Origin of the sequence: Enterococcus sp. BWB1-3 (assembly GCF_016745275.1) — a bacterium.
Taxonomy (GTDB): domain Bacteria; phylum Bacillota; class Bacilli; order Lactobacillales; family Enterococcaceae; genus Enterococcus_L.
Genome location: NZ_JADOEP010000002.1, coordinates 114,846 through 137,224, shown reverse-complemented (window position 1 = coordinate 137,224; position 22,379 = coordinate 114,846). Strand labels below are relative to the sequence as shown.

Genomic DNA, 22,379 nt, shown 5'->3' with positions numbered 1-22,379 from the left:
TCTCAAAAAAGTATATCACGATACTGTGAATCAGCTTAGTGAGACCTTTCTGGAAAAAATTGAACAGAAGGATGAGCAAATATTTGAACTGATTGGTAAAGAGGATAGCTTGAAGCATGCTGTGGAGGTGGCTAAATTAGCTGTTGTCTATCCGCCGAAAGGTCTGCCGACATTGACAGGCTTCACTAGGACTGCTTTGGCAGAGTAGATGAAGTCCTGTTACCTACTCAGTGAAGGACCTGGAGGTTCTCATATTTTCAGGATCGTTCAGCTTAATTCCGAAGGAGTTGCTCCTGCGGTTACTCGTCGCAAAAAGAATTTTTGCTTTTGTACCGCCGTTTATTCGGAGGTAGATACAAAGAGAGAGCGGAACTTTTTTTCTGTTTCACTCTCGTTCTTTCTTTGTATTTAGAAGAAGTATGATCATTTGAGAAAACCGACTGTTGCTTCTTTAGTACATAGTAAATAGTGGGAATCATGTATTTGTCAAGGTATAATAATGGAAATAAACGGATAGGGTGATCGAAATGAAGATAACAGCACTGAATAATCCATTATTTGTCATTATGGGCCCCAGTGGATCAGGGAAGACAAAAATCACGGAGCTGGCATTTCCCAAAGGCAGTAAGTTGGTTTCTTTTACGACCAGACAAAAAAGAAGAATGGAGCAGGAAGGCGTTGATTATTATTTCGTGAGCAAAGACCAATTTGAACGGCTGATTGGAGATGATCAGCTGGTTGAACATGATACATATGCGGGAAATCTTTATGGAATTGGTGAAGCAGAAATAATTGAGAAAACAAAAGAGCAATTTGCCTATAATGTTTTGACATTAAAAGGGTTCCAGATAGCTGAGCAGAGGTTTGGAGATAAAGTGATTCCGATTTTTCTGAATGTTTCAAAAGAGAATATTATGAAACGCTTGAAAAAGAGGAATGAGGATGCTCAAACAATTAAAAACAGAGCAGCAATTTATGAAAAAGATATGAGGATAAAAGAAGTGCTGGAAAGCTATGCGAATTTTCATGAGATTGACGGGAATCAAGGTATCAATAAAGTAGTTGCTGAAATGAAGAAAATCATCCAGTCAGTGATAGAAGAGAGTGTGGGACAGAAATAAGTTCCATACTCTCTTCGTATCTACCTCCGAATAAACGGCGGTACAAAAGCAAAAATTCTTTTTGCGACGAGTAACCGCAGGAGCAACTCCTTCGGAATTAAGCTGAACGATCCTGAAAATATGAGTAGCTCCAGGTAAGTATCAATTCACAGCCAGTCATTCTATGAATAGTGTTCCTTGACAATTTTCGGATATTCCTTCTTAATTCTCGGAGCTGACCGCTTTTGTCCCAACATCGATGAACATTCGACAGAAGATAGGAGCATGACTATCCGGTATGCGACGAGCATTTGAAGAGAAGCGTAGGAGCAAGCTGTGTAAAAAAAGCTATAAGACATGCGACGAGCATTCAAAGAAGCGTAGGAGCAAGTTGTGTAAAAAAAAGCCATAAGACATGCGACGAGCATTTGAAGAAGTGTAGGAGCAAGTTGCGTAAAAAAAAGCCATAAGACATGCGACGAGCATTCAAAGAAGCGTAGGAGCAAGTTGTGTAAAAAAAGCTATAAGACATGCAACGAGCATTCAAAGAAGTGTAGGAGCAAGTTGCGTAAAAAAAAGCCATAAGACATGCGACGAGCATTCAAAGAAGTGTAGGAGCAAGTTGCGTAAAAAAAAGCCATAAGACATGCGACGGGCATTCAAAGAAGTGTAGGAGCAAGTTGTGTAAAAAGAGCCATAAGACATGCGACGAGCATTCAAAGAAGCGTAGGAGCAAGTTCTTTTTGTATGCCTAGTGCCTCTAGATGAGCTAACCTCTATTCAAGGAATACTTATCGAGGCTACGCATATCATTTCACCGGATGTTCCTACACAAGTGAAACTGACAAAGCAGGACTGGCGGCTACTTCAATTTAATGTATTGATTCTATTTTATAAAATCAATCTTATATTCAGTACGCATACCATCCTGCTAATGCTCCTAGATGAGCTAGCCTCTCTTCAAGGAATACTTATCGAGGCTACGCATATCATTTCACCAGATGTTCCTACACAAGTGAAACTGACAAAGCAGGACTGGCAATTTCAAAGAAGGTTTTAAGAAATATTGATATAATAGCTGTTATTTATTTTTTTTATCAATTTTAAATATCTTTTTTCATACAATAAAAACAAAGATTTTTAAAAGTGATAAACAGATTCGTTTTGTTATGTTATTAATGCTTCAGTATTTACTATATCAGTTGCTCAATTTGAAACAAATGATACAATATAGAGGAAACGTTATTGCGAAATGGAGGAAAATTTGTGGGAAATTTTCAGTTAACAGCTAACGCATCTTTGAAGACGATTGCATTTAAGATCAGCGACAACCATGAAATGGTCAACTTTTATAAGAATATTGTTGGATTTGTTTTAAAAAGTGAAGAAAATGGACTGTCTTATTTCGGAACGGCCAAGCTAAAAAATCAACAGCTGGTCCTGGAAGAAACCGAAATAAAAGTAAAGCATCCTAATGTTCATTTTTCTGTGGGGCTGCCATCCGAAGAAGAGCTGAAAAAAGCTGTAAAACGCTTTACAGATCATGACTATCCGTTTGAAAAGAAAGAGAAAGGTATTGTTTTTACAGATCCTGAAGAAAACAAAGTAGAACTGTTTATTAGAGAAAATCTGCTTGTCACAGCAGAGGTAGAGCCGGAGAGTGTTGTCCCAATAAAAAAAGCTGTCGATGAGGATGACTTAGAGGTTCTGCCAATTGACTATTCCAATAAATTGACGGAAACATGCAAAGTTATTCAATTCTGTGTGAATACGTGGAATAAAGAAGAAAGTAAAATTTTTTATGAAAAGATTTTAGGATTAGAGGCTCTTGGAGAAAATCAATTTGGTTTAAGTAATGGAAATTTGGTTCTTTTCCTGTGTGAGCAGGAAGTGAATGGGAGTGTGACTGATTTAGGATGGAGTTTCATTTCGATCAATGTGAAAAGTTCAGAAGAAATTGAAAAGTTAAAGAAGCATCTGGAAAAAGAAGAGAAGGTCTTTTTTGTAGATAACAAACATACCATTCTTTCAATCTTTGATACAAATGGTATTGAATGGTGGTTTACAGTAAAATAATCTGCGTATTAAGGATTGAGTGCGATGTATGAGCGGACGAAGAAATTAATTAGTCATTATTTGGATGAAGGGGTTTTTCCCGGAGCTTCATTTGCATTTATTCGGGGAGAAAGTATTGAAGAAACGACAATTGGAGCTGCACAGATTTTTCCTGTAAGAGAAAAACTGACTGCAGCTCTGCTTTTTGATGTGGCTTCACTCACCAAAGTAATTTGTACAACTACGGTCGTATTACAGCTTGTTGAGGAAAAGAAGCTCTGTATTGATGAAACTCTGAAAAAATACTATCCGTTTTTTCAGGATGGCAGACTGACTATTCGGCATTTATTGACACATACCAGCGATATCAACACATTTATACCAAATCGGGATCAGCTTTCTCAAAAGGAATTGATAGAGGCATACACTAGGATTCAATCTGGTGAAAAATTGGGCAAAGAATCAAAATATACAGATGCTGGAACGATATTACTGGGATTTATGCTGGAAGAACTGCTGGGGAAGCCAGCTATCGAGATATTTAAGGAGCGTGTCTTGCTTCCGCTTCAAATGACGAACAGCTGCTTCTTGCCTGATGATCCGTTCAAAACAGTGCCGACAGAGGATCATCCTGTTAGAGGACTGATTCGAGGACAGGTGCATGACCCCAAAGCTTTTGTATTAGCTGAGCATAGCGGGAATGCTGGTCTTTTTACCAATCTGGAAGATCTGGAAAAATTTGTCAGCATGTACTTGAATCGGGGAGTTTATAATGGAAAAAGAATGTTAAAGGAAGAAACCATCTTGGAATTACTTCAAGATCATTCCTTTGTTGAGAATCACAAACGTTCGCTGGGCTGGGATTTGAAATGGAGCCGGGAGCAGACGCCTTATCTTTTTCACACCGGCTATACTGGTACATTTATACTGATGGATATCTTAAAAAAAGAAGCATTTATTTTTTTATCCAACAGGGTTCATCCCTCAGATAGACGGGAAGAGTATATTGCAAAAAGAGATCAGCTGTTACAGCTTTACTTGGAAGAGAAAGACAGCTAAAATTATGTAGGTAAGTGTGGCAAGTTTAAATTCAGAAAAAACAGCAGGAGGAGTCAAATACTATGAATCAACCGTTATTTTTAGAACCTGTTTTTCAAGAGAAAATCTGGGGGGGCAATCGACTGCATACAGCTTTTGGTTTCGATTTACCTAACGAAAAAATAGGAGAGGACTGGGCAATCAGCGCACATCCTCATGGTGTAAGTACTGTAGTAAATGGAAAATTTGCCGGCAAGAAGCTGGATGAGCTTTGGTCCGATCATCGAGAATTATTCGGCGATGTCTCTGGAGATGTATTCCCGCTGCTGGTGAAAATTTTAGATGCAGAAGATGATCTATCTGTACAGGTTCATCCTGATGATGCGTATGGCTTGAAGCACGAGGGAGAACTTGGAAAGACTGAATGCTGGTATATTATTGATGCAGAACCGGGAGCTTCAATTATTTATGGTCATCACGCAAAGACAAGGGAAGAGCTGGCTGAAATGATTCATGATGGGAAATGGGATACTCTGCTGAAAAAGGTTCCTGTAAAAAAAGGTGATTTTTTCTATGTTCCAAGCGGCACTATTCATGCCATCGGTAAAGGAATTATGATTCTTGAAACGCAGCAAAGTAGTGATACAACCTATCGTGTATATGACTATGATCGGAAAGACGACAAAGGTCTGCCGAGAGAACTGCATCTTGAGCAGTCTATTGATGTGACAACAGTTCCGGCTAAAGAGCCTGCACTGAAGATTCAACAGCATAATCAGGGACAGTCAAGCGTGACTACGTATCTTAAAACAGAATTTTTCAATGTGTATGAATGGCTGGTAAAAGGGAGTCTGCAGTTGAAAAAGGAGGCTCCTTATACGTTGGCTACAGTGATCGAGGGTATCGGTACGCTGATTATTGAAAAAGAACTGCCCACCCAAAATGAGTCCTACGAACTGAAAAAGGGTACAAGCTTCATTCTTCCTGATGGTGTGGAAAAATGGCGAATTGAAGGGGACTTGCTGATTATAGCTTCAGAACCTGGAGCGTAAAAAGGGACTATTTTACCCAGTATTAGCCTGCAGACAAAGCCGAATGGTTCTTGTCTGCAAGTTTTTTTATTTCAGAATAAATGAGTAAATACCTGTCTGGTTCCTTGATTTTGAAAGGAGGATGAGAAACATTAGTGTAATGGGATAAAAAGAGATAGAGGGAAGAATAGTCATATAAAACTGGAAATTTTGAATATGATATAAGTATTCGAATTGAAAAAGAGGGGGTTGTTTTTATGACACGAAAGACCTATTTTAATAAAAGTACAATCTTTTGGGCAGTGCTGCTTGCTCCAATGCTCTTTATTAAATTTTTATTATATCTGTTTAATGATAGTGGGACAGATTTAAGTCAGTTTCAGGTGAGACTTAATACTTCCAAAGGGTGGATTATTTTTCAAAGAGGAGCACATACAATAGAGCTGTTATCGTATAAAAAGGTTTTGGACTATACTTGTCTTTATTATACTGGCAGAGTTGTATTTTTACCCTCATTTAATGTATTTATAAGTTTTTCTATGGGAGAATGAAACAGAAGTAAATGATGAAAAATTTGTGGTAATTGAACGTAGCAATTTTTTTATTCTAAAAAATCAATCCCACTGATTATCTTAAAAGAGCATACTTTTGAGATAAGGTTGATCTGATAAAAATCTGAAACTTTAGAACTGAAATAGCATAATTATTTTTAGAACTTCAATGGGCGTCTGATTAATGAAAAGCTGTTTCGAATAAAAAACTGCAGACACCTGTTCTTTTCGATCATGTGGTCTACAGTTTATTTTTTTATTATTTGTTCCCAGCTGTCAGCTGTTTTCTCCGTATTTCCGTTCAAGCGCTGTATAAATCAAACGTTTGCCCAGATTTTCATTGCGGGAAAGAATAGGCCCATGAAAATAAGAACCAAATACATTTTTGTAATGGACACCTTCAGTGCCGTCCTCCGCATTGTTTCCTTTTCCTTCGATGACCTTCCCTAAAGGTTTTTCTCCTTCTCCAAGAAACGTTCGTCCATTGTGGTTTTCAAATCCATAATAAGTTTCGTCAAACTCTTCGTTATGGATGACAATATCGCCGATGTAACGGCTGTTTTCTTGACTCAGCGTGTAATGATCCAGTGCGCTGATGCCTTTGATTTTTTCACCATCTGCACCGATATAGTAATGACCCAACAGCTGAAATCCGCCGCAGATAGCCAGCATCACGCCATCATTCTCGATGTAGGCAGTCAGATCGTCTTTTTTCGATTGGATATCATGGGAGACAATCACCTGTTCAAAGTCTTGCCCGCCTCCGAAAAAGACTAAGTCATATTTATCAGGATCAAAGGGTTCATAAATGCTGACTATCTCGGAGTGAAACGCAATTCCGTCTTTTTCAGCCAGATATTTCAGCATCAGCATATTTCCGTTATCCCCATAGGTATTTAACAAATTTCCATAAAGGTGACAGACGTGCAGTTCTTTAGACACCGTTCATCCCTCCTTGAATATAGCCTTGAGCAGTTAAAGCTTTTCTCAACTGCAGAACAGCCGTATAAGTGGCTAGTATATAAACATTTTCAGTCGGCAGGCTTTTGATTGCCTGTATTACTTCGTCAAGATTTTTAATTTCGCTCAGCTTATCTTCAGGGATTCCAGCCACTTTTAAACGCAGGGCCATATCCTTATGACGATCGCCTCCAGCAATAACAGCAGGGATATCCATTTCAGCGAATGCTTCATGATTCCCGTCCCAAATCCAGCTGACGTCAATGCCATCTGCATAATTTGCATTAAGCAGAGAGACCAAAGAAAACGGATAAGGAGCCAGATTAATCATATCAACAACCTGATTCAGTCCTACAGGGTTCTTAACAAGCACTAGTGTACAACGTTTGTCGCCGATTTGAATCACTTCCTGACGACCGAATACTTTTTCATCATAGCTTAACCCGGCTTTGATTTTGTCTCCGGCTACGCCGTAATGCTCTGCAACTGCTGTCGCAGCCAGCGCATTGTACACGTTATACATGCCGCCGACTGAAATATCATAAGTATTTCCATCAATGATAAATTCAGCCGAAACATTATCCATGTGAACCATTTCAGTAAGCTGAACGTCTAATTCAGGTCTGCGAAAATCACAGTTTGGGCAGTAGTATTTTCCAAGATTTGCGTACGTAATCATTTTGTAATGCAGGATATGATGACATTTTGGACAAAGAATACCATCTGTATTGTAGTGAGCTAGCTGTTCCAGATCAGGCAAGTGATTGAAGCCGTAATATTTCCGGGGATTTACTGTATCAACAGAATTAAAGATAGGTGAATCGCCGTTGCAGAGAATCGGAGCTTCAGGAGAAGCTGCTGCTCCTTCGACAATCATACGATAGGTTGTATAGATTTCTCCGTATCGGTCCATTTGATCCCTGAAGATATTGGTAAAAAGAAACAGCTTTGGTTTAATATATTCCGTCACTTTACTTAGGCTGGCCTCATCAATTTCCAGAACAGCAAATTTCTTCTGGTTCTTTTTTTGTTTAGCCGATAGAAAGGTCGAAACAATTCCCTGAACCATATTGGCGCCGGTTGGATTGGTCAGCACATGATCAAATTCCTGTCTCAGAATATTGACAGTTAAAGCAGTTGTCAGAGTTTTTCCGTTTGTTCCAGTTACTACGACAATCTCATAATCCTTTGCCAGAGTATCCAAAATATTCGGATCTATTTTTAACGCAAGCTGCCCGGGGTAGCTGCTGCCCCCTTTGAAAAAGGTCTGCAAAACCCATTGTGAGGTTTTTCCAGCTGCAATAGCAAGTTGACTTCTAACACTCATATGGTTTCCTCCATCTATGTAAATAATAAGTTTGATCTCTGTAAACTCAACCTATCATACCATAATTAAAAAGAAAGTTTAATTTATTTTCTCTGATTTTTCGGTGTTCTTAAACAAATGGAAGGAATACTTGGAAAGGAAGAAGATTTCGCCTGAGCTCTACAGCTTATGATGCGTGCAGTCTGTTTAAAGCTGCGAAAAATTAAAAAGACCGGGCTGTCAGTCCAATCCGGTCTTCCTGTGGTTTTAACAAAGCTGTTAACCAATAATAATTTTCTCGGTAGGATATTCATAACCCAAATCACGAGTTTCTTTTGGAATAAACAGCATCAGTGTATACAACATGCCAATCCGTCCGATAAACATCAGCAATGAAATCATGATTTTGCCAATACCGCTTAAATTATCTGTAATACCCAGCGATAGCCCTGTTGTCCCAAATGCAGAAGCAACTTCGACAATAATCGCAATCAGCGAATGCTCCTCCGTGGCTGATAAAAGAATGACGGAGAAGAAGCACATCAGTAAAGAGAGCATGAAAACTACGACTGATTTTTTAACATCATCGTCATCAATTCTGCGACCAAAAACATTGACATTGTCTTCACTTTTAATAAATGCATACAGGTACAAGCCAAGAATCATGACGGTTGTTGTCCGGACCCCGCCGCCCACGGAGCTGGGGCTGCAGCCGATAAACATCAGCATGGAAAAGATAATCAGTGTAGTAACCTGAAAATCACCCAGCTGATTAATCTGCAGTCCGGCATTTCTGGTAGTTATTGAATAGAACATGGAAGTGATCCAGCGATTTACTTCTGTCATATCTGTAAACAAGTGATTCCTTTCCAGCAGATAGATGATAGCTGTTCCGCCGATAAATAAAAAGACAAATGAAAGCAGTGCCAGCTTGCTGAAAAGAGAGAAGCGAAACGGCAGACCTCTTTTTTTCTTTTTAAAGAAAAACCATTCACGAATCTCCATCAAGACTGGGAAACCAATCCCTCCTATGAAGATTAAAAACATGATTACAATCAAAAAGAGATAGTCGTTTGCAAAAGGGATAATGGAATCGCCTGTAACGTCAAAGCCCGAATTCGTGACAGCAGAAATCGACTGATAGAAACCGTAAAAAATCGCATCCCGCCAATTGTCATAATAGCCGGCAGCATGAAAATAAATGGAAAAGAATGCACCGAACAGCAGTTGGAACCACAAGATAATGGAGAAGGTGATTCGAATCAGACGAACAATTCCGCTCAGCTTAGGCTGATTCATATCAGTCATAATCAGCTGTCTTTGCTTCAACGTAATCCGACGCTTTGACAGGATAAAAAAGGCAGTGGAGATCATCATGATACCTAAACCTCCAACCTGAAAAAGAACTTCCAGCAAAATAATTCCTCTGTCGTTAAACACTGTATGAATATCAAAAGTAGTCAATCCGGTTACACTAACCGTACTGATCGCCATAAAGAGCATGTCCATGAAAGGAACTTTTGATCCCGGGACTCTGAAGACCGGCAGATAGAATAAGAACAGTGAAATCACTGTCATGAGAATATAATATGAAACAATAATTTGAATAGATGAAAAGTGATCCATAATATAATGGCGAATTTTTCTCTGAGCACGCCAAAGAAAACGACTGTAGGTCATAAAATGCCTCCTGAATTTCAATAGGTAATTCAAAATATATGATCAAAGACAGACTCTAAACATTGGTATGATTGAAATACAAGCATTTTTTTCAGCGTCTTTCCTCAGAGCGAGTATCTTTTTTTAAAGCTGCCTGTTGAAGCGGCTTTGCGAACATTTGATAATGCGCATCATTCGGTTATAATCGTTATCCTGGCGTTCTTTCTTGCTGAGCATTTTTATCGGCAGAACACCGAATGATGGCGGCTCGTTGTCAAGGGGGCTGGGCAGCATCCTGCATTTTTTTCATAGATTCTTTTGAGTTGGTTTTCAATAAGTAAAGTATAGCAGAAAATACAGAATACGGAACAGAAAAAAGTTCAGTGCCGGAGCCAAATGTATGTATTTCTCAAGATAATACCCTGAACTTTTTTTGTTCCCCTTTACATGGGCACCTTCGCTAGGTATTCTTTTTAAAGAGGAATGATTTTAAAGAAGCTGCCAAATGTACGAATATCCGCATGAGATCGATTAATAAAAATAGTGAACATGAGCAGCATTTTCAAATATTTCAATTCAACGAGAGTTTCTACTTTAAAAAAAACGGGATATTGTATGTTTTGATTCAAAATTTATGAGATATAGTATATAATGAAAAGAAATATGAATGGATTGGAGCGCAATTAATGGAAAGAGATGTTTTAAAAGATGAACAGGCGCAACTAGTAGTTGATGGTTTATTGATTGGTTATAAGGAGTATTTGGATCTTCGTAAAGAGATGCAGAAGAAACTAAAAGTTTCAGCTGGATTTGCCTTTGCAAAGGGGAATTTTATTGATGATGGAGTTGCCAAAAATACTACTTCTTTTATGGATTATAAATTAGAAAAAGCTGGTGAAAGTTGGGAGTATCTTGAATTTTCTTTTGGTGAAAGTAAACCTTCTCTTTTTATTATCAAAAATGATTATCGCTTGCAACAGACTTTTTCAAAGGATAAGAAGAAAAAAACGAGCCGATACTTATCTAATTATGCAAAAATTAATAAATCTACTTTAGATTTGGTTCGTAGAGGTCAGAGAAAAGTACCCAATGTTTCCATTCAATTAGAGTTGTCAATTGATGAACCATTTATTTCAGAAGAAGAATTATCGAAGTATGAAAACTTTTATATTGTTGTTTATAAAACAGATATTTCCAAAGTGATTGAATCTGTATTACTTGTTTTACCTGATGATGAAACACGAGTACTGCATATGATTCAGGATTTATCACCTTATCTGCAAACAACTAGCATCACGATCGAAGATGAGGAATATTCGGCTGTTGTTGGAGAAAGAGAAGAGATTGTAGAGGTTTATGACTACGATTACACTGTACCAGAGGAGGACAAAGAAACTTCTAATGAATAGTCACATAATTAAGAAAGGAAGAAAGCGATGTTTTATGGGAAAAATCTGCAGATAGTCCGAATGCTACATGGTCTTTCTCGAAAAGAGCTTGGAGATAAATTAAATGTATCTGAGCAATCGATATGGCAGTTTGAAAAAGATATGATAGAGCCATCCTTTGAGAACATTTTACAATTAAGAGAAATTTTACAAGTGAAAACAGCTTTCTTCTTTGAACCATTTAGTATTTCAAAAACCTTTTCTGAAACTAATGTGGCTTATCGTAAAGCTGATAGTTCATCTAGAAAAAAAACGAATAGTGAAGTTGTTTATTTGAACGTTGTTTCGGAGGTGATTCATTATTTAGAAGGTTACTTAAATGCGCCCAAGAATACTTTGATAGCATTGAGAACCATAATAGGGAAAGAATTGATTGGGGAATTAACGAATGAAAAAATCGAAGCTGCTGCTGCCATCACTCGTGATTTTTTAGTTATTCAACAAAACAATGCCAATCTTTTGTTGGCTTTAGAAAAATCCGGCATTCATGTTTTAGAGAAAAATGTAGGTGGTAAAGCAGATGCATACAGTGCTTGGTCTACTGAGGATATTCCAATAATTGTACTTGGAATTAAAAAGTCAGCTGTAAGAAGGAATTTTGATTTGGCTCATGAATTGGGACATTTGTTATTACATTCGCATATTGATTTTTTGGGACTAGAAAAAAATGAGCGTCAACAAATTGAACGAGAAGCTGATTACTTCGCTTCATGCCTTCTTTTACCTGAACAATTATTAAGAACTGAATTTAAAGCAATCAAAAAAATTTCCAATCCGGACAGCTATATCCCATTAAAAGCAAAGTACAATGTTTCAGTTCAAGCTCTTGAAATGAGAGCCTATAAATTAGGTTTTCTTACACCAAAGCAGCATAGTTATTTTTATCGTCAAATTTCTATAAAAGGTTATAGATTGGAAGAACCTTTGGATAAAGAGATTGCTTTAAAACGACCTGGAAAAATTCGAAGCATTTTTAATCTAATTTTAACTAACCAAATTACAGATTTGCGAAGTATTGAAGACCATTTTAAGATGGAGAGGCGACTAATAGAAGAAATGTTTTCAATTGAACCAGAGTTCTTCAGTCCATATGAAAAGCAAGATAACTTTACCGACTTTAATAATGTGTTGAGAGCCAATTTTGGCTCACTATAGAAAATAATACAAAATTTAATATTTGGAGAATAACCAGTGTATAAAATATGTGAGTTAAAAATTGATAATGGAAAGTTGAAATTTTTTTCTGCGTGTAGTATAGCATGTACTTAAATTTGGGCACCTACAGTTAGAAGAGTAATAGTTTATAGTGAAGCATGCATCTTCATCCAATATTTTTACTCAAAGTACTCCTTTGAAGTCTATTTGAGTTACATAAATGAGAAACAATTGTCTGGCTTAATTTGACAAATCAAATAATTATAAAAATGTAAGTTTTAGTCATCTGATAAAAATAGCCAATAAAGCAAATGAGATAATTGTTCCACTAGTTAAGGTGGGATGATTATCCTTTTTCTATACTCCCAAAAAGGAGCAGGCATGAAAAATTTCCTCTCTAAGAAGCCCTTAATGCACAATGCGCAAATTTACTACTATAAAAAACTTCGGAAATATAGTAATTTCGATTGGCTGATAAAGCATAAGAGTAGGACAGAGCATTACCGCTGATAAAATAAGTTTTTGAAAAAAGAGAATTTATGGTGAGAGTGTGGAAGAGACAGGGGATAATACCAATGCAGGCAAAATCGTGCAGGTATGGAAATTTTTATAAGGAAAGATTTGACTACAGCTGGGAACAGAGTTAACATCACACACACTAAAAGAAAGGTGTGGTAGTAATGTCAACAACAAGTAAAGTGTTAAAAAAATTGTATTATGTATTAGGGGAAAAAAGTGAAGGAATTACAGTGAGTGATTTTTGGGATTATCTATTTGAAGATAAGGAATTGGCTAAAGAATTAATTTATGATGGGCAAAGACGAGAAGGAATTGTGGTAGGATTACAAACTCGGATTAAAAAAGGGGGTAAGTCAGTAGAGGGAATTAAAATAATTAAGAATGCGGATGGGAAAAATGTGTTCATTCTGAATAATAACAATTTAAGTTATCTAACAAGCGTAACGGAGAAATATTTAAAAGAAGCTACAAAAATAAAATTAGAAGTGAAAGACTATACTTTTACAAAAGGAGAGCAAACAATCATCAATAAGTTTGAAAAAGCATTAAAGGAATTAGAGAATACAAATGCTTCATTAGAAAAGTTGGCAAGTAAAATTGAAGAACAAAAAATTATTAAAAGCAGTGAAAAGGAAGTGGATGAGGGGGAAAGTTCAAAATTAGATGATTCAAAAGTTGAGAAATTAGAATAAGGTCAGGTTTTCGCCCTGGTTGGTTTTGGAAGAGGCGTGTATAAATTTATATCATCCTCTTTTAAAGCTCCCAGAATGTGTTTTAGGGTGTGGAAATGGGTAAAACTGTCAATGGTTGTGAATTAAAAATTTCTTATATAAATGAGAGGATAAATAGGTTCAAGTTATTTTATAAAAATTTTGCAAAAAGCATTACTGGTAAACCATCGGTATTCATTTGTAAAAAGCGTTACTGATGAATCTATACTTTGTCAAAAGCCTTATTCTTTGAAATGAAAACATACTGAAATGATTGCACAAAATAAAATAACTGTCTAATTTTGAAAGATGATAATAAAATGCAACATGATTAAGAATAGGATGGTACAATTACTTTGAAAGAAAAATAAAAATTAAAGCAAAAAATATATACAGTAGAGCATAGGATAGATTGAAACTGAATAATCATTGAAAGATACAATAGAAGATATCAATGATTAGGAGGTTCAATATGGTTAAGAAAGAGAATTTAGAAAAGAAAATTATTAAGATTGGGTATTGTCGAGTTTCAACGGATGATAAGCAAGAAATGTCTTTGGAAAATCAAATTAAAATGATGGAGCAACAAAATTGTAATCATGTATATAGTGAGCATGGAAGTGGTAGGAATGACAAAAGGATAGAGTTCCAAAAGATGTTAAAGCATATCAAGAAATTGGCAAATGATGAAAAAAACACTGTTTATTTGATTGTATTTAAAAATGATAGGCTAAGCAGAAAATTTAGAACTTTAGTAAATACAATTGAAGATTTAATGGAATTGGGTGTAAATTACATTAGTTTAATTGACCATATCGATACTTCAAGCATTGGAGGAAAGATGTTCTTCCAAATACTATCAAGTTTTAATGAATATGAAGTCAGCAACACTCGTGAACGTGTAAAAATTGGTCTTGAGAGAGCCCGTGAAAAAGGGAAAATACTAGGAAGACCTTCTGTTACAAAATCTCAAAAGAATAAGTTGATTAGACTATACCAATTAAATTCTTTATCTGTGGAAGAGATTGCTAAAAAATGCAATATGAAAACTTCTACAGCCTATAAATACTTAAAAATGGCAAATATACAAAGAAGACGCTAAAAAAGACTTGAGGATATTTTATAACATGGTAAAATTAAGTAGTGTTAAATAGTAGAAGCGCACCAATCATCTATATATCATTTGATTTATAGATTAGTTCAACAAAAAAATATAATCTACATACAAAGCTTGTAAAAGTTGGGTTTCCAATTTTTATGAGCTTCTTTTTTTATGCCTTTTTACTTAGTCTATTTTTCAAATGATATATAGAGTGAGAGGAAGTTTCACACTTAGAAAAATATCGTTAGAAGTTTTATGAGGTCATAAAAAATATTGTAGGAGGTCAAAATGGAGTTTATATCAAGCCTATTTCCTAAGAGGAAAGGGAAAATAGAAGTAACAGAAAAATTTGTAAAAATTGATATTCCCGATGCAGGCATGTTTTCAGGAGGGGATGTGGTGGAGAACATCCCAATTCAAAATATTAGCAATGTCAAAATAAGTAGAAGAACAAATTTCTTTTTATATGTCTTTGGGTTGATATTTTTTTTAGGTGGAGCAATTTTTTCTGTATTATTTCTTTTGATGATTATTATTAGATTTCTATGAAAGTGAGAAGATTATGGTGATATTACTAATTCTAATCCTAGTTTTAATTGCTTGGATTGGATATACAATGTTTAAAAATGCTAAATCTGTTGTTATTACCATTGAGAAGAATGGATTAAAAACAGATATTAAAGCACCAAATATTGAATTTGTAAAAATGAATGAAATTTATCAAGCAATTTTTGAAGGCATTCAAGAATATATTTAATCGGTTTAGGAGGTTCAAATTTTTGTGTTAAGAGAAACTGGAAGAGTTTTTATTGAAGCGGTAAGTGTTCCAGATGAACCGAGTGGGTGCGGATGTATTGCTTGGTTGTTGGGAATTGGAGTAATTATTTTTATAGGGATGCTTATTTTACAGTACTGGGTTCCTATATTGCTGACTATTTTAGGGATTTGGATAGCTATAAAACTAATTAAACATTTATTGAACTAAAAAGCACTACAGAACATTGGTTAAAGCGATCAGCTTTAACTGCTACAGCTGAAAGGAGAATTTTAATTGAGCAAAACAAACAAGCAAAATCAACTATTTAAGGGAGAAGTAACCAATAAGAAACAGATGTACAAAGCTAAAAAACAGTGGGTAGTAGCTGGTGCTACAGTTGCAATGGGTTTAGGTATTATAGGATTAAGTAATACAACAGAGGTACATGCAGATACTTGGGTTCCAAATACAGCAGAAGAAATTGCAACTCGTTTGGATGTGAATAGCGGAAGTTATACTTTTATTGAAGGGGATACTTATTGGGAATTGGCTCAAGTATTAAATATTAAACCGTTTAAATTAATGGAAATGAATGGTTTGTCAGATGGAGACCAATATACTATTCCAGTGGGTCATGTGGTTCATTGGGATGGAAATCATGTAACAGTTAAAGATACAGAAGGAAATACAGTATCAGATGTAGTAATTAGAGATGAGGATAAAGTAGACCCATCTAAACCAGTAGCAGGACAAAATTCTGATACTCCAAAAATTCCAGTTCAATCAGATAATAATGGAAATGTAATTGGAAATACTAACTCAAGTGGCAATAATGGAGCCAACAGTGATACAAATAATAGTAATAATTTAAATGGAAATAATTCAAATAGCAATGCCAACAATGATAATAATGGTGGAACCAATACGGAAAAACCTAATGGAAATGATAATAACAACAATGAAGAAAAACCAGCAGAACCAGAAACACCTGTTACACCAGAAGCAAAGCAATATACTGTTTCTGTTTTACACCAAGATGAAGAAGGAAATATTTTATTAAAGGAATCTGATGTTAAAGTAGATGAAAATGCTACATTTACCGCAGAAGCAAAATCATTTGATGGTTATACTTTAGAGGGAACTGCTACTCAAGAAGTAAAAGTGGATTCAGATAAAGTAATTATATTTACCTATAAGAAAAATGAAAATCCAACTCCTGAAGTTGAAAAATTTGATATAGTTATTAAATATTTAGATACAGAAGGAAATGAACTAGCAACTGCAGATACTGTAAAAGTAGAAAAAGGCGAAAGCTATACAGCAACTGCTAAAACTGTAGAAGGTTACAGTTTAGATGGAGAAGCCACTCAAACAGTAACTGTTGATTCAAATACAGATATTGTTTTTACTTATACTAAAAATACAGCACCAGTAGAAAAATTCAAGATTTCTGTTGAATATAAAGCAGAAGATGGAACAGTTTTAGATAAAGATGATGCGATAGAAGTTGAAAAAGGACAAGTATTTACCGCAACAGCCAAAACTTTTAATGGTTATACTCTTAAAGGTTCAACTACCCAAACAATTACAGTAAATGGAAATTCTACTATTACATTTACTTATGTTAAAGATGCAGAACCAATTACAAAATATAAAGTAACTGTTGAACATAAAGACACAGATGGAAATATTTTAGAAGCTGAATTGGCTGTTGAAGTTGAACAAGGTAAAACTTTTACGGCTATTTCTAAAGAATTTAGTGGTTATACTCTTCAAGGAAATAATAGTCAAACAATTACAGTAACAGCGGATACTACGATTACTTTTGTTTATCAAAAAGAAGAGGTTGCTCCAATTGTAAAATATAATATAACAGTACAACATTTAGGGTCAGATGGAACTACTTTAGAAACGGAACCTGTCATTCAAGTAGAAGAGGGGCAATCATTTACTGCCAATGCTAAAGAATTTAATGGCTATACCTTAGAAGGAAATGCTATCCAAACGATTACAGTAACTACAGATGCAACAATTACGTTTAATTATACGAAAAATGAAGTAACACCACCAACCGAAGATTTGCAAGCAATTGCTAACCAAATTGCAGGAAGTGCATTAGGAAATGTGAATGCCTACCGTAAATCAGTAGAACCAGGATTGTTAGATTTAGTTCCAAATGGAGCATTACAAAGTGGGACAACAACTCGTGCGGTAGAAATTGCTACTTTATATGACCATAGCCGACCAAATGGTTCAGATTTTGATAGTGCAGTATATGAAGCTGGATATCAAGGATTTGCAGTAAATGAAAATATTGGTAAATTTGAAAATACAAGTTTGGAATGGATTAAATCAGATGGTGCAACTCAATTAGTAAACGCTTGGATTAACTCAACTGGACATGCCAACAATATGTTAAACAGTGGAATTAATGAAGGAGCTGTTGGAGCATATATTACAAAGAATGCGGATGGAAGTTATAATCTATACTTTGCCTTTATTGGAGGGTTAGATGAAAGTAAACCAGTAGGTGGACGAGAAATTAATATGCGTCATGAATTAGAAGATGGAACATATTTAGGAGATAGTTATGCCAAAGGATTTGGGGATAGTTATACACCAACAGAAGATAAATTGGTAGATGGATTTTGGGAAGGAGATAACTGGGTAGAAATTGAACCAGTAAGTATTCCAACAGTAGATTTAACAAATGAAGGTGAAAATGTAGATATTACGATTGTATATCGAAAAAAAGTAACAAAGAATGCACGCAGTTTAACACCAGAAGTGACAGTAAAATCAACTATTGAAGCAACACTTGAAACAAGTGAGGCTGAATCAGAAGTGGAACCAACAGAAGAAAGTGCAGTGGTTGAACAACCAGAAACTGTTGATAAATTAGTTTTGATTGAAATATATAATACTTCAAATACATTATCAGAAGAAACTTATAGTGTAGAGTCTTGGAACCATTTCATCTTGGTTAAAGCAGAAGTGAAGCAAGTATTTGATGATTCAAATGCTACTCAGCAACAAGTAGATGAAGCAACTTCTAATTTAAAAAATGCAATCAATAATTTAAATTAGTATTCTGTAGTAAATACCGTAGGTAGTGAGAGAAATCTTGCTACCTCTTTTTTTGATATGTCTCTGGGAGGGCTTTTAAGGGGATATAAGGTATTTAGGGTATAACTATCCCAAAATTAGTTTAAGAGGGCACACAAGGTGTCTGGTTAGTGATAGAATCAAAACGTAGTCTGTCAAAAAGTCAAGGTTTAAATAACAAGCAATAAATTATTTTTCAACTTCTTAAGGAATTCTTAATAATTAAAATAGACTTATATTTTATTGATTAAAATCATCTTGAAATACTATCATAGGAATATTTCTATGAAAGATGATAAGAAAAAGAGGACATAAAATTGACAGCATGCTATACTTATATTAAGAGTTAAACATAACAAAAAAAGAAAAATAATTAAACAAAACAAAAAATAAACATTGAAGGGAATCTTTATATACATAGATGAATGATTGATACATAGAACATGATATATGAATGATGATAGAGTAGAATCCTGATAATGATATTAGGATTCTTTTTTATAATAAGATTAAAGGAGAGGATGAGATGAATAAGAGGGAAAAAGAAATTATGAAAAAGTTGATTAAATTGATGAAGGAAAATAATTTCTATTTAGATGAGTTGAGTCAAGTAGATTTTAATATCCAAGCAACAATAATTTTTGAAAAGATAATAAAGATGGACTATATTGTTCCATTTGAGGAGGTTTGAAATTTTAAAATGAGGGGGATTTGAATGAAAATAAATAAACAAGATAAGAAGAACTTAAAATTTATTATTGAAAAATATGAACAAGATATCGTTATTTATACATACATAACTAAATTACTAAAGAAAGTTTTAAAGGAAAATGCGGATAGATAGTTCATTTGAAAACGGACATAAGATTTATCAGATTATTAAAATTTCAGAACAACCTTATGTCCTGATTTTATAAAAAAGTGTCAATGGTTATGAAGTATAAAAATAGAAAATTTGAAGAGAATCAGATGATTGTCCTCAAATTTTTAGAGTTAGATAGGGTGAATATCATCAAGAAAAAATTTCAGATGGTGATATTTTCTTAAAATGTCATCAACAAAAAATAAATGTTATGTCCTATTCAAAATCAAAAAAGTGTCAATAGTTGTGAGTCTAAAAATAGGACATAAGGTTCAAGGAGGAATCAATGGAAGAACAACAAAAATATGTACCAAAAATTATTTTCAGCGGGATTAGTGGTAAGGAATTACAAGAAATGTATAAGATAGTGAATAGGAATAAAAATATTAGTCGAGGACTAAATTCTTCTTTAAAGAATGTAGGAAGACCGACAAAAATATCTGATGAAATGGTGAATCGTGCTTATAGTCTATGGAAGCAAAAGAAAATAACTCAGAAAGAAATTGCAGACAATTGGGGAGTCAGTGAACGTACAGTTAGAAGAAGATTTAAGGCATTAGAAGACTAATACCTTAATAAATTATCTAATTTTTAAATGGAAAAACCGAGTGGGGCATATTCTCTTTAAATTTCTTCAAACGGTCTAAACTGCGTTCTACTTGTTCTTGTTCATATTCAAAGGCAATATATTGTCTATTTAAATCCTCTGCTACCATTGCAGTGGTACCAGAACCAGAGTATATATCAAGAACTATATCATTTGGATTAGTAAAACGCTTAATTAAATCTGCCCATAAGCTGATAGGTTTAGGAGAAACATGGTTTGATTTTTCATAAAATATCGTTTTAGATTTATAAGGAGACGTTGCATAATATTGATTATCAGAATTAAGATTATCATCCCAATACTGTGGAATCTGTGCAATTTTTTCTGGATTAGATTTAGTCATATTACTGGCAATCAATGCATATTCAGACCAATCCCTTTTATGGATTTTAGTGTTAGGATTTGTCTTTTTCCACTCAAGATAAGTAGTATACCATCGTGAATTGGGTTCAGATTGTTGATTAGAAAGTGGAAATCGTTGCCATTCTTCTAGTGTGAAAGTATCTTTTTGAAGAACATTATTGATGGTATCAAGATTATGTTTTCTATTGAAAATAATTAAAGTACCATCTACTTTTAATTTAGGGAGAAGAACATTGGTCATATGAATAAAATAGTTTTCTACTGCGTTTAAATATTCTTCTCTTGCTTGCTTTTTAGTCAGGGTTCCATATTCAATTTTATTGGTTGTTTCAACATCTAACAAACTTTTAGAAGAATCCCATTCTTTTCCCTTGAAACCTCCAGAACTGTTAAGAAAATATGGAGGGTCAGTTAGGATTAAGTCTATAGAGTGGTCATCTATTTGATGAATTAACTCAAAAGAGTTTCCATATGTAATTGTGTTTAAGAGATTTTTCATAAGTAAGTTCCTTTTCTGATATACTTGTCTTAGAAGAATTATAACATGGAGAATTGTTATGGATGAATTAAAAATAAAAGCAGAAAAAATTACTAATGAGTTGATAAAATTTTGTTCAGCAGTAGAAGTGAATGGAAGAATTTTAAACCTAAATAATGCAATTCAAACTGTAGAACAAAGAATTGAATTAAGATTTGAAGGATTAGAGGATAAACAAGAAGCAATTGAATTAGTAAAAATATGGATAAGTGATGAAGAATCTGTTCAAAAAAATTGGGATGTTGCCTTTCTTTTATCTCGATATCAAGTAGAAGATACATATACTATTCAAAATTTATCAATGAGGTATTTAGGGTTAGATACTTCAGATAAAAATAAATTGTATGATATTTTCGGATTATTATCTATGAGGTATGTAGATTATGAGGTTAGAAAACGGTTATTAAGATTTTACAGAAAAGCATATTCAACAAGAACCTTTTTTAAAAAGAGTAATCAAACAATCAAAGTTGATAATGTTCAAGAAGAGATTACTAAAGAAGGATATCTTTTGTTATTAAATCAAGATTTACAACATTTGGAAGATAAATTTAGGGTTCCAATTGCCCATAAAGAAGGAAAAGAATTGGAACAAGCATGGAAGAAGTATCAAACGTATTTAAGTATTACTTATTATATTGTTTTATGGAGAGAGCAAGAAGAAAAACGTTTAATTCCTATTTTAGAAAATGTAAGTGGTATTCCTTATAATCCAATGATAGTGGAAGAATTTGGAGAAAAGTTAAAAGAAGTAAATTTGGTTCTCTATCAAAATCATTTCGTATCAGATTATCAGTTATATTTGTTTTATGTGACTACAGTGCTTGAATCATCAGAAAATAGTAAAGATAAAACTATTCTAAATGCAATAAAACAAGCAGGTAAGTGGATGTTAGAATATGAAGTAATTGAAAATAAGTTAAGTAGTTTATCAAATAAAGAGGCTCAAAGAATTGATTGTTTGACTGTCTTCTTCCCTAATCTAATATCAAAATTCTTAGGTTTAAAGGAAGCAGATGGAAAAAGATATGAGCTAACAGTATTATATAAGGAGTCATTAGTTAAAAGTTCATCTAAGTCAACAAAACAAAGAAGAACTGATGGGGTTAAGAAACGGAGTGAATTTTTAAATAGTAAAAAAGCTTCTACAAAAAACTCGGGAGACAAAATTTATCAAAAACTACTTAAAGGGTATTCTATTGCAAAAGTTTCTAAAGAATTTCAAATTTCAAGGGAAACAGCGTATAAACATCTATATGCATACTATTTCAAAATATTTAGTCAAGAAAGAAAAAAGAAGGAAAATACTCATTTGAATGAAAAAGAGTTGCTTGAAATTGTTTGTGAAAAATACAAATTTAAAGAAAATCATCTATTGAATGCAATAAAAAGATATGATAATAATAATTAGAATGCAAAAAAGTGTCAATAGTTGTGACGTTAAAATATCCTGTAACTTGGGTATTCTAACGTCTTTTTTGTATTCAGAAATCAATTTAGATATTGTAATGAT

General features: G+C 34.3%; 22 protein-coding genes. 18 read left to right on the top strand and 4 right to left on the bottom strand.

The features are described 5' to 3' along the window. Positions 1 to 25: 25 nt before the first annotated feature. The 6 genes from IW492_RS02175 to IW492_RS02150 all read left to right on the top strand — a co-directional run bounded on the left by IW492_RS02175 (position 26) and on the right by IW492_RS02150 (position 5,775). The gene (locus IW492_RS02175) at positions 26 to 208 is read left to right on the top strand and encodes a hypothetical protein (protein ID WP_202064660.1); all 183 of its coding nucleotides are present in this window, start codon (positions 26 to 28) and stop codon (positions 206 to 208) included. Positions 209 to 527: 319 nt separating this feature from the next. Next, the gene (locus IW492_RS02170) at positions 528 to 1,121 is read left to right on the top strand and encodes a guanylate kinase (RefSeq protein ID WP_202064658.1); all 594 of its coding nucleotides are present in this window, start codon (positions 528 to 530) and stop codon (positions 1,119 to 1,121) included. 1,245 nt (positions 1,122 to 2,366) lie between these two features. Next, entirely contained in the window at positions 2,367 to 3,176 is an 810-nt protein-coding gene (locus tag IW492_RS02165; RefSeq protein WP_202064655.1) for a VOC family protein, read from the top strand. 24 nt (positions 3,177 to 3,200) lie between these two features. After that, positions 3,201 to 4,214, top strand: a complete 1,014-nt coding sequence (locus IW492_RS02160; RefSeq protein ID WP_202064652.1) for a serine hydrolase domain-containing protein — start codon at positions 3,201 to 3,203, stop codon at positions 4,212 to 4,214. 62 nt (positions 4,215 to 4,276) lie between these two features. After that, entirely contained in the window at positions 4,277 to 5,245 is a 969-nt protein-coding gene (manA, locus tag IW492_RS02155) for a mannose-6-phosphate isomerase, class I (RefSeq protein ID WP_202064650.1), read from the top strand. 236 nt (positions 5,246 to 5,481) lie between these two features. Beyond that, positions 5,482 to 5,775: a hypothetical protein gene (locus tag IW492_RS02150; RefSeq protein ID WP_202064648.1), complete on the top strand. Its 294-nt coding sequence runs from the start codon at positions 5,482 to 5,484 to the stop codon at positions 5,773 to 5,775. 276 nt (positions 5,776 to 6,051) lie between these two features. Here the strand turns inward: IW492_RS02150 and IW492_RS02145 are convergent, their stop codons facing one another. The 3 genes from IW492_RS02145 to IW492_RS02135 form a co-directional block, all read right to left on the bottom strand. Then, positions 6,052 to 6,717 carry a type 1 glutamine amidotransferase gene (locus IW492_RS02145; protein ID WP_202064646.1) on the bottom strand — a complete coding sequence of 222 codons (666 nt, stop codon included), beginning with the start codon at positions 6,715 to 6,717 and terminating at the stop codon, positions 6,052 to 6,054. Further along, positions 6,710 to 8,062 (bottom strand): Mur ligase family protein, encoded by a 1,353-nt coding sequence (locus IW492_RS02140; protein ID WP_202064644.1) that lies wholly within the window; start codon positions 8,060 to 8,062, stop codon positions 6,710 to 6,712. The genes IW492_RS02145 and IW492_RS02140 overlap by 8 nt, the downstream gene beginning before the upstream one ends. A 258-nt stretch (positions 8,063 to 8,320) precedes the next feature. After that, positions 8,321 to 9,721, bottom strand: coding sequence for a TrkH family potassium uptake protein (locus tag IW492_RS02135; protein WP_202064642.1), 1,401 nt, complete (start codon positions 9,719 to 9,721; stop codon positions 8,321 to 8,323). Positions 9,722 to 10,386: 665 nt separating this feature from the next. On the opposite strand from IW492_RS02135, the gene IW492_RS02130 reads away from it, so the two are divergent. From IW492_RS02130 to IW492_RS02085, 11 genes are all read left to right on the top strand, one after another. Next, complete coding sequence (locus tag IW492_RS02130; protein ID WP_202064640.1) at positions 10,387 to 11,109, top strand: spr1630 family ClpXP-sensitive toxin; 723 nt, start codon at positions 10,387 to 10,389, stop codon at positions 11,107 to 11,109. 27 nt (positions 11,110 to 11,136) lie between these two features. Beyond that, complete coding sequence (locus IW492_RS02125; RefSeq protein ID WP_202064638.1) at positions 11,137 to 12,303, top strand: spr1629 family repressor/antitoxin; 1,167 nt, start codon at positions 11,137 to 11,139, stop codon at positions 12,301 to 12,303. Positions 12,304 to 12,983: 680 nt separating this feature from the next. Next, positions 12,984 to 13,514 carry a hypothetical protein gene (locus IW492_RS02120; protein WP_202064636.1) on the top strand — a complete coding sequence of 177 codons (531 nt, stop codon included), beginning with the start codon at positions 12,984 to 12,986 and terminating at the stop codon, positions 13,512 to 13,514. A 490-nt stretch (positions 13,515 to 14,004) separates the two neighbouring features. After that, the gene (locus IW492_RS02115) at positions 14,005 to 14,634 is read left to right on the top strand and encodes a recombinase family protein (RefSeq protein ID WP_202064627.1); all 630 of its coding nucleotides are present in this window, start codon (positions 14,005 to 14,007) and stop codon (positions 14,632 to 14,634) included. 288 nt (positions 14,635 to 14,922) lie between these two features. After that, complete coding sequence (locus IW492_RS02110; RefSeq protein WP_202064625.1) at positions 14,923 to 15,183, top strand: hypothetical protein; 261 nt, start codon at positions 14,923 to 14,925, stop codon at positions 15,181 to 15,183. A gap of 67 nt (positions 15,184 to 15,250) precedes the next feature. After that, positions 15,251 to 15,391 (top strand): hypothetical protein, encoded by a 141-nt coding sequence (locus IW492_RS02105; protein WP_202064624.1) that lies wholly within the window; start codon positions 15,251 to 15,253, stop codon positions 15,389 to 15,391. 24 nt (positions 15,392 to 15,415) lie between these two features. Beyond that, a complete protein-coding gene (locus tag IW492_RS02100; protein ID WP_202064623.1) occupies positions 15,416 to 15,619 on the top strand; it encodes a preprotein translocase, SecE subunit domain protein in 204 nt (67 codons plus the stop codon). A 66-nt stretch (positions 15,620 to 15,685) separates the two neighbouring features. Then, positions 15,686 to 18,478, top strand: a complete 2,793-nt coding sequence (locus IW492_RS02095; protein WP_202064622.1) for a MucBP domain-containing protein — start codon at positions 15,686 to 15,688, stop codon at positions 18,476 to 18,478. Positions 18,479 to 19,022: 544 nt separating this feature from the next. Further along, a complete protein-coding gene (locus IW492_RS02090) occupies positions 19,023 to 19,187 on the top strand; it encodes a hypothetical protein (RefSeq protein WP_202064621.1) in 165 nt (54 codons plus the stop codon). 24 nt (positions 19,188 to 19,211) lie between these two features. Further along, complete coding sequence (locus tag IW492_RS18265) at positions 19,212 to 19,340, top strand: hypothetical protein (RefSeq protein ID WP_269160904.1); 129 nt, start codon at positions 19,212 to 19,214, stop codon at positions 19,338 to 19,340. Positions 19,341 to 19,644: 304 nt separating this feature from the next. Continuing rightward, on the top strand, positions 19,645 to 19,926 hold the full coding sequence (locus IW492_RS02085; protein WP_202064619.1) for a helix-turn-helix domain-containing protein: 282 nt from the start codon (positions 19,645 to 19,647) through the stop codon (positions 19,924 to 19,926). A gap of 16 nt (positions 19,927 to 19,942) precedes the next feature. On the opposite strand, the gene IW492_RS02080 is transcribed toward IW492_RS02085, so the two are convergent. Further along, the gene (locus tag IW492_RS02080) at positions 19,943 to 20,827 is read right to left on the bottom strand and encodes a DNA-methyltransferase (protein WP_202064618.1); all 885 of its coding nucleotides are present in this window, start codon (positions 20,825 to 20,827) and stop codon (positions 19,943 to 19,945) included. A gap of 58 nt (positions 20,828 to 20,885) precedes the next feature. Here IW492_RS02080 and IW492_RS02075 point away from each other — a divergent pair, with 58 nt between their 5' ends. Continuing rightward, complete coding sequence (locus IW492_RS02075) at positions 20,886 to 22,277, top strand: hypothetical protein (RefSeq protein ID WP_202064617.1); 1,392 nt, start codon at positions 20,886 to 20,888, stop codon at positions 22,275 to 22,277. Positions 22,278 to 22,379: the final 102 nt, after the last annotated feature.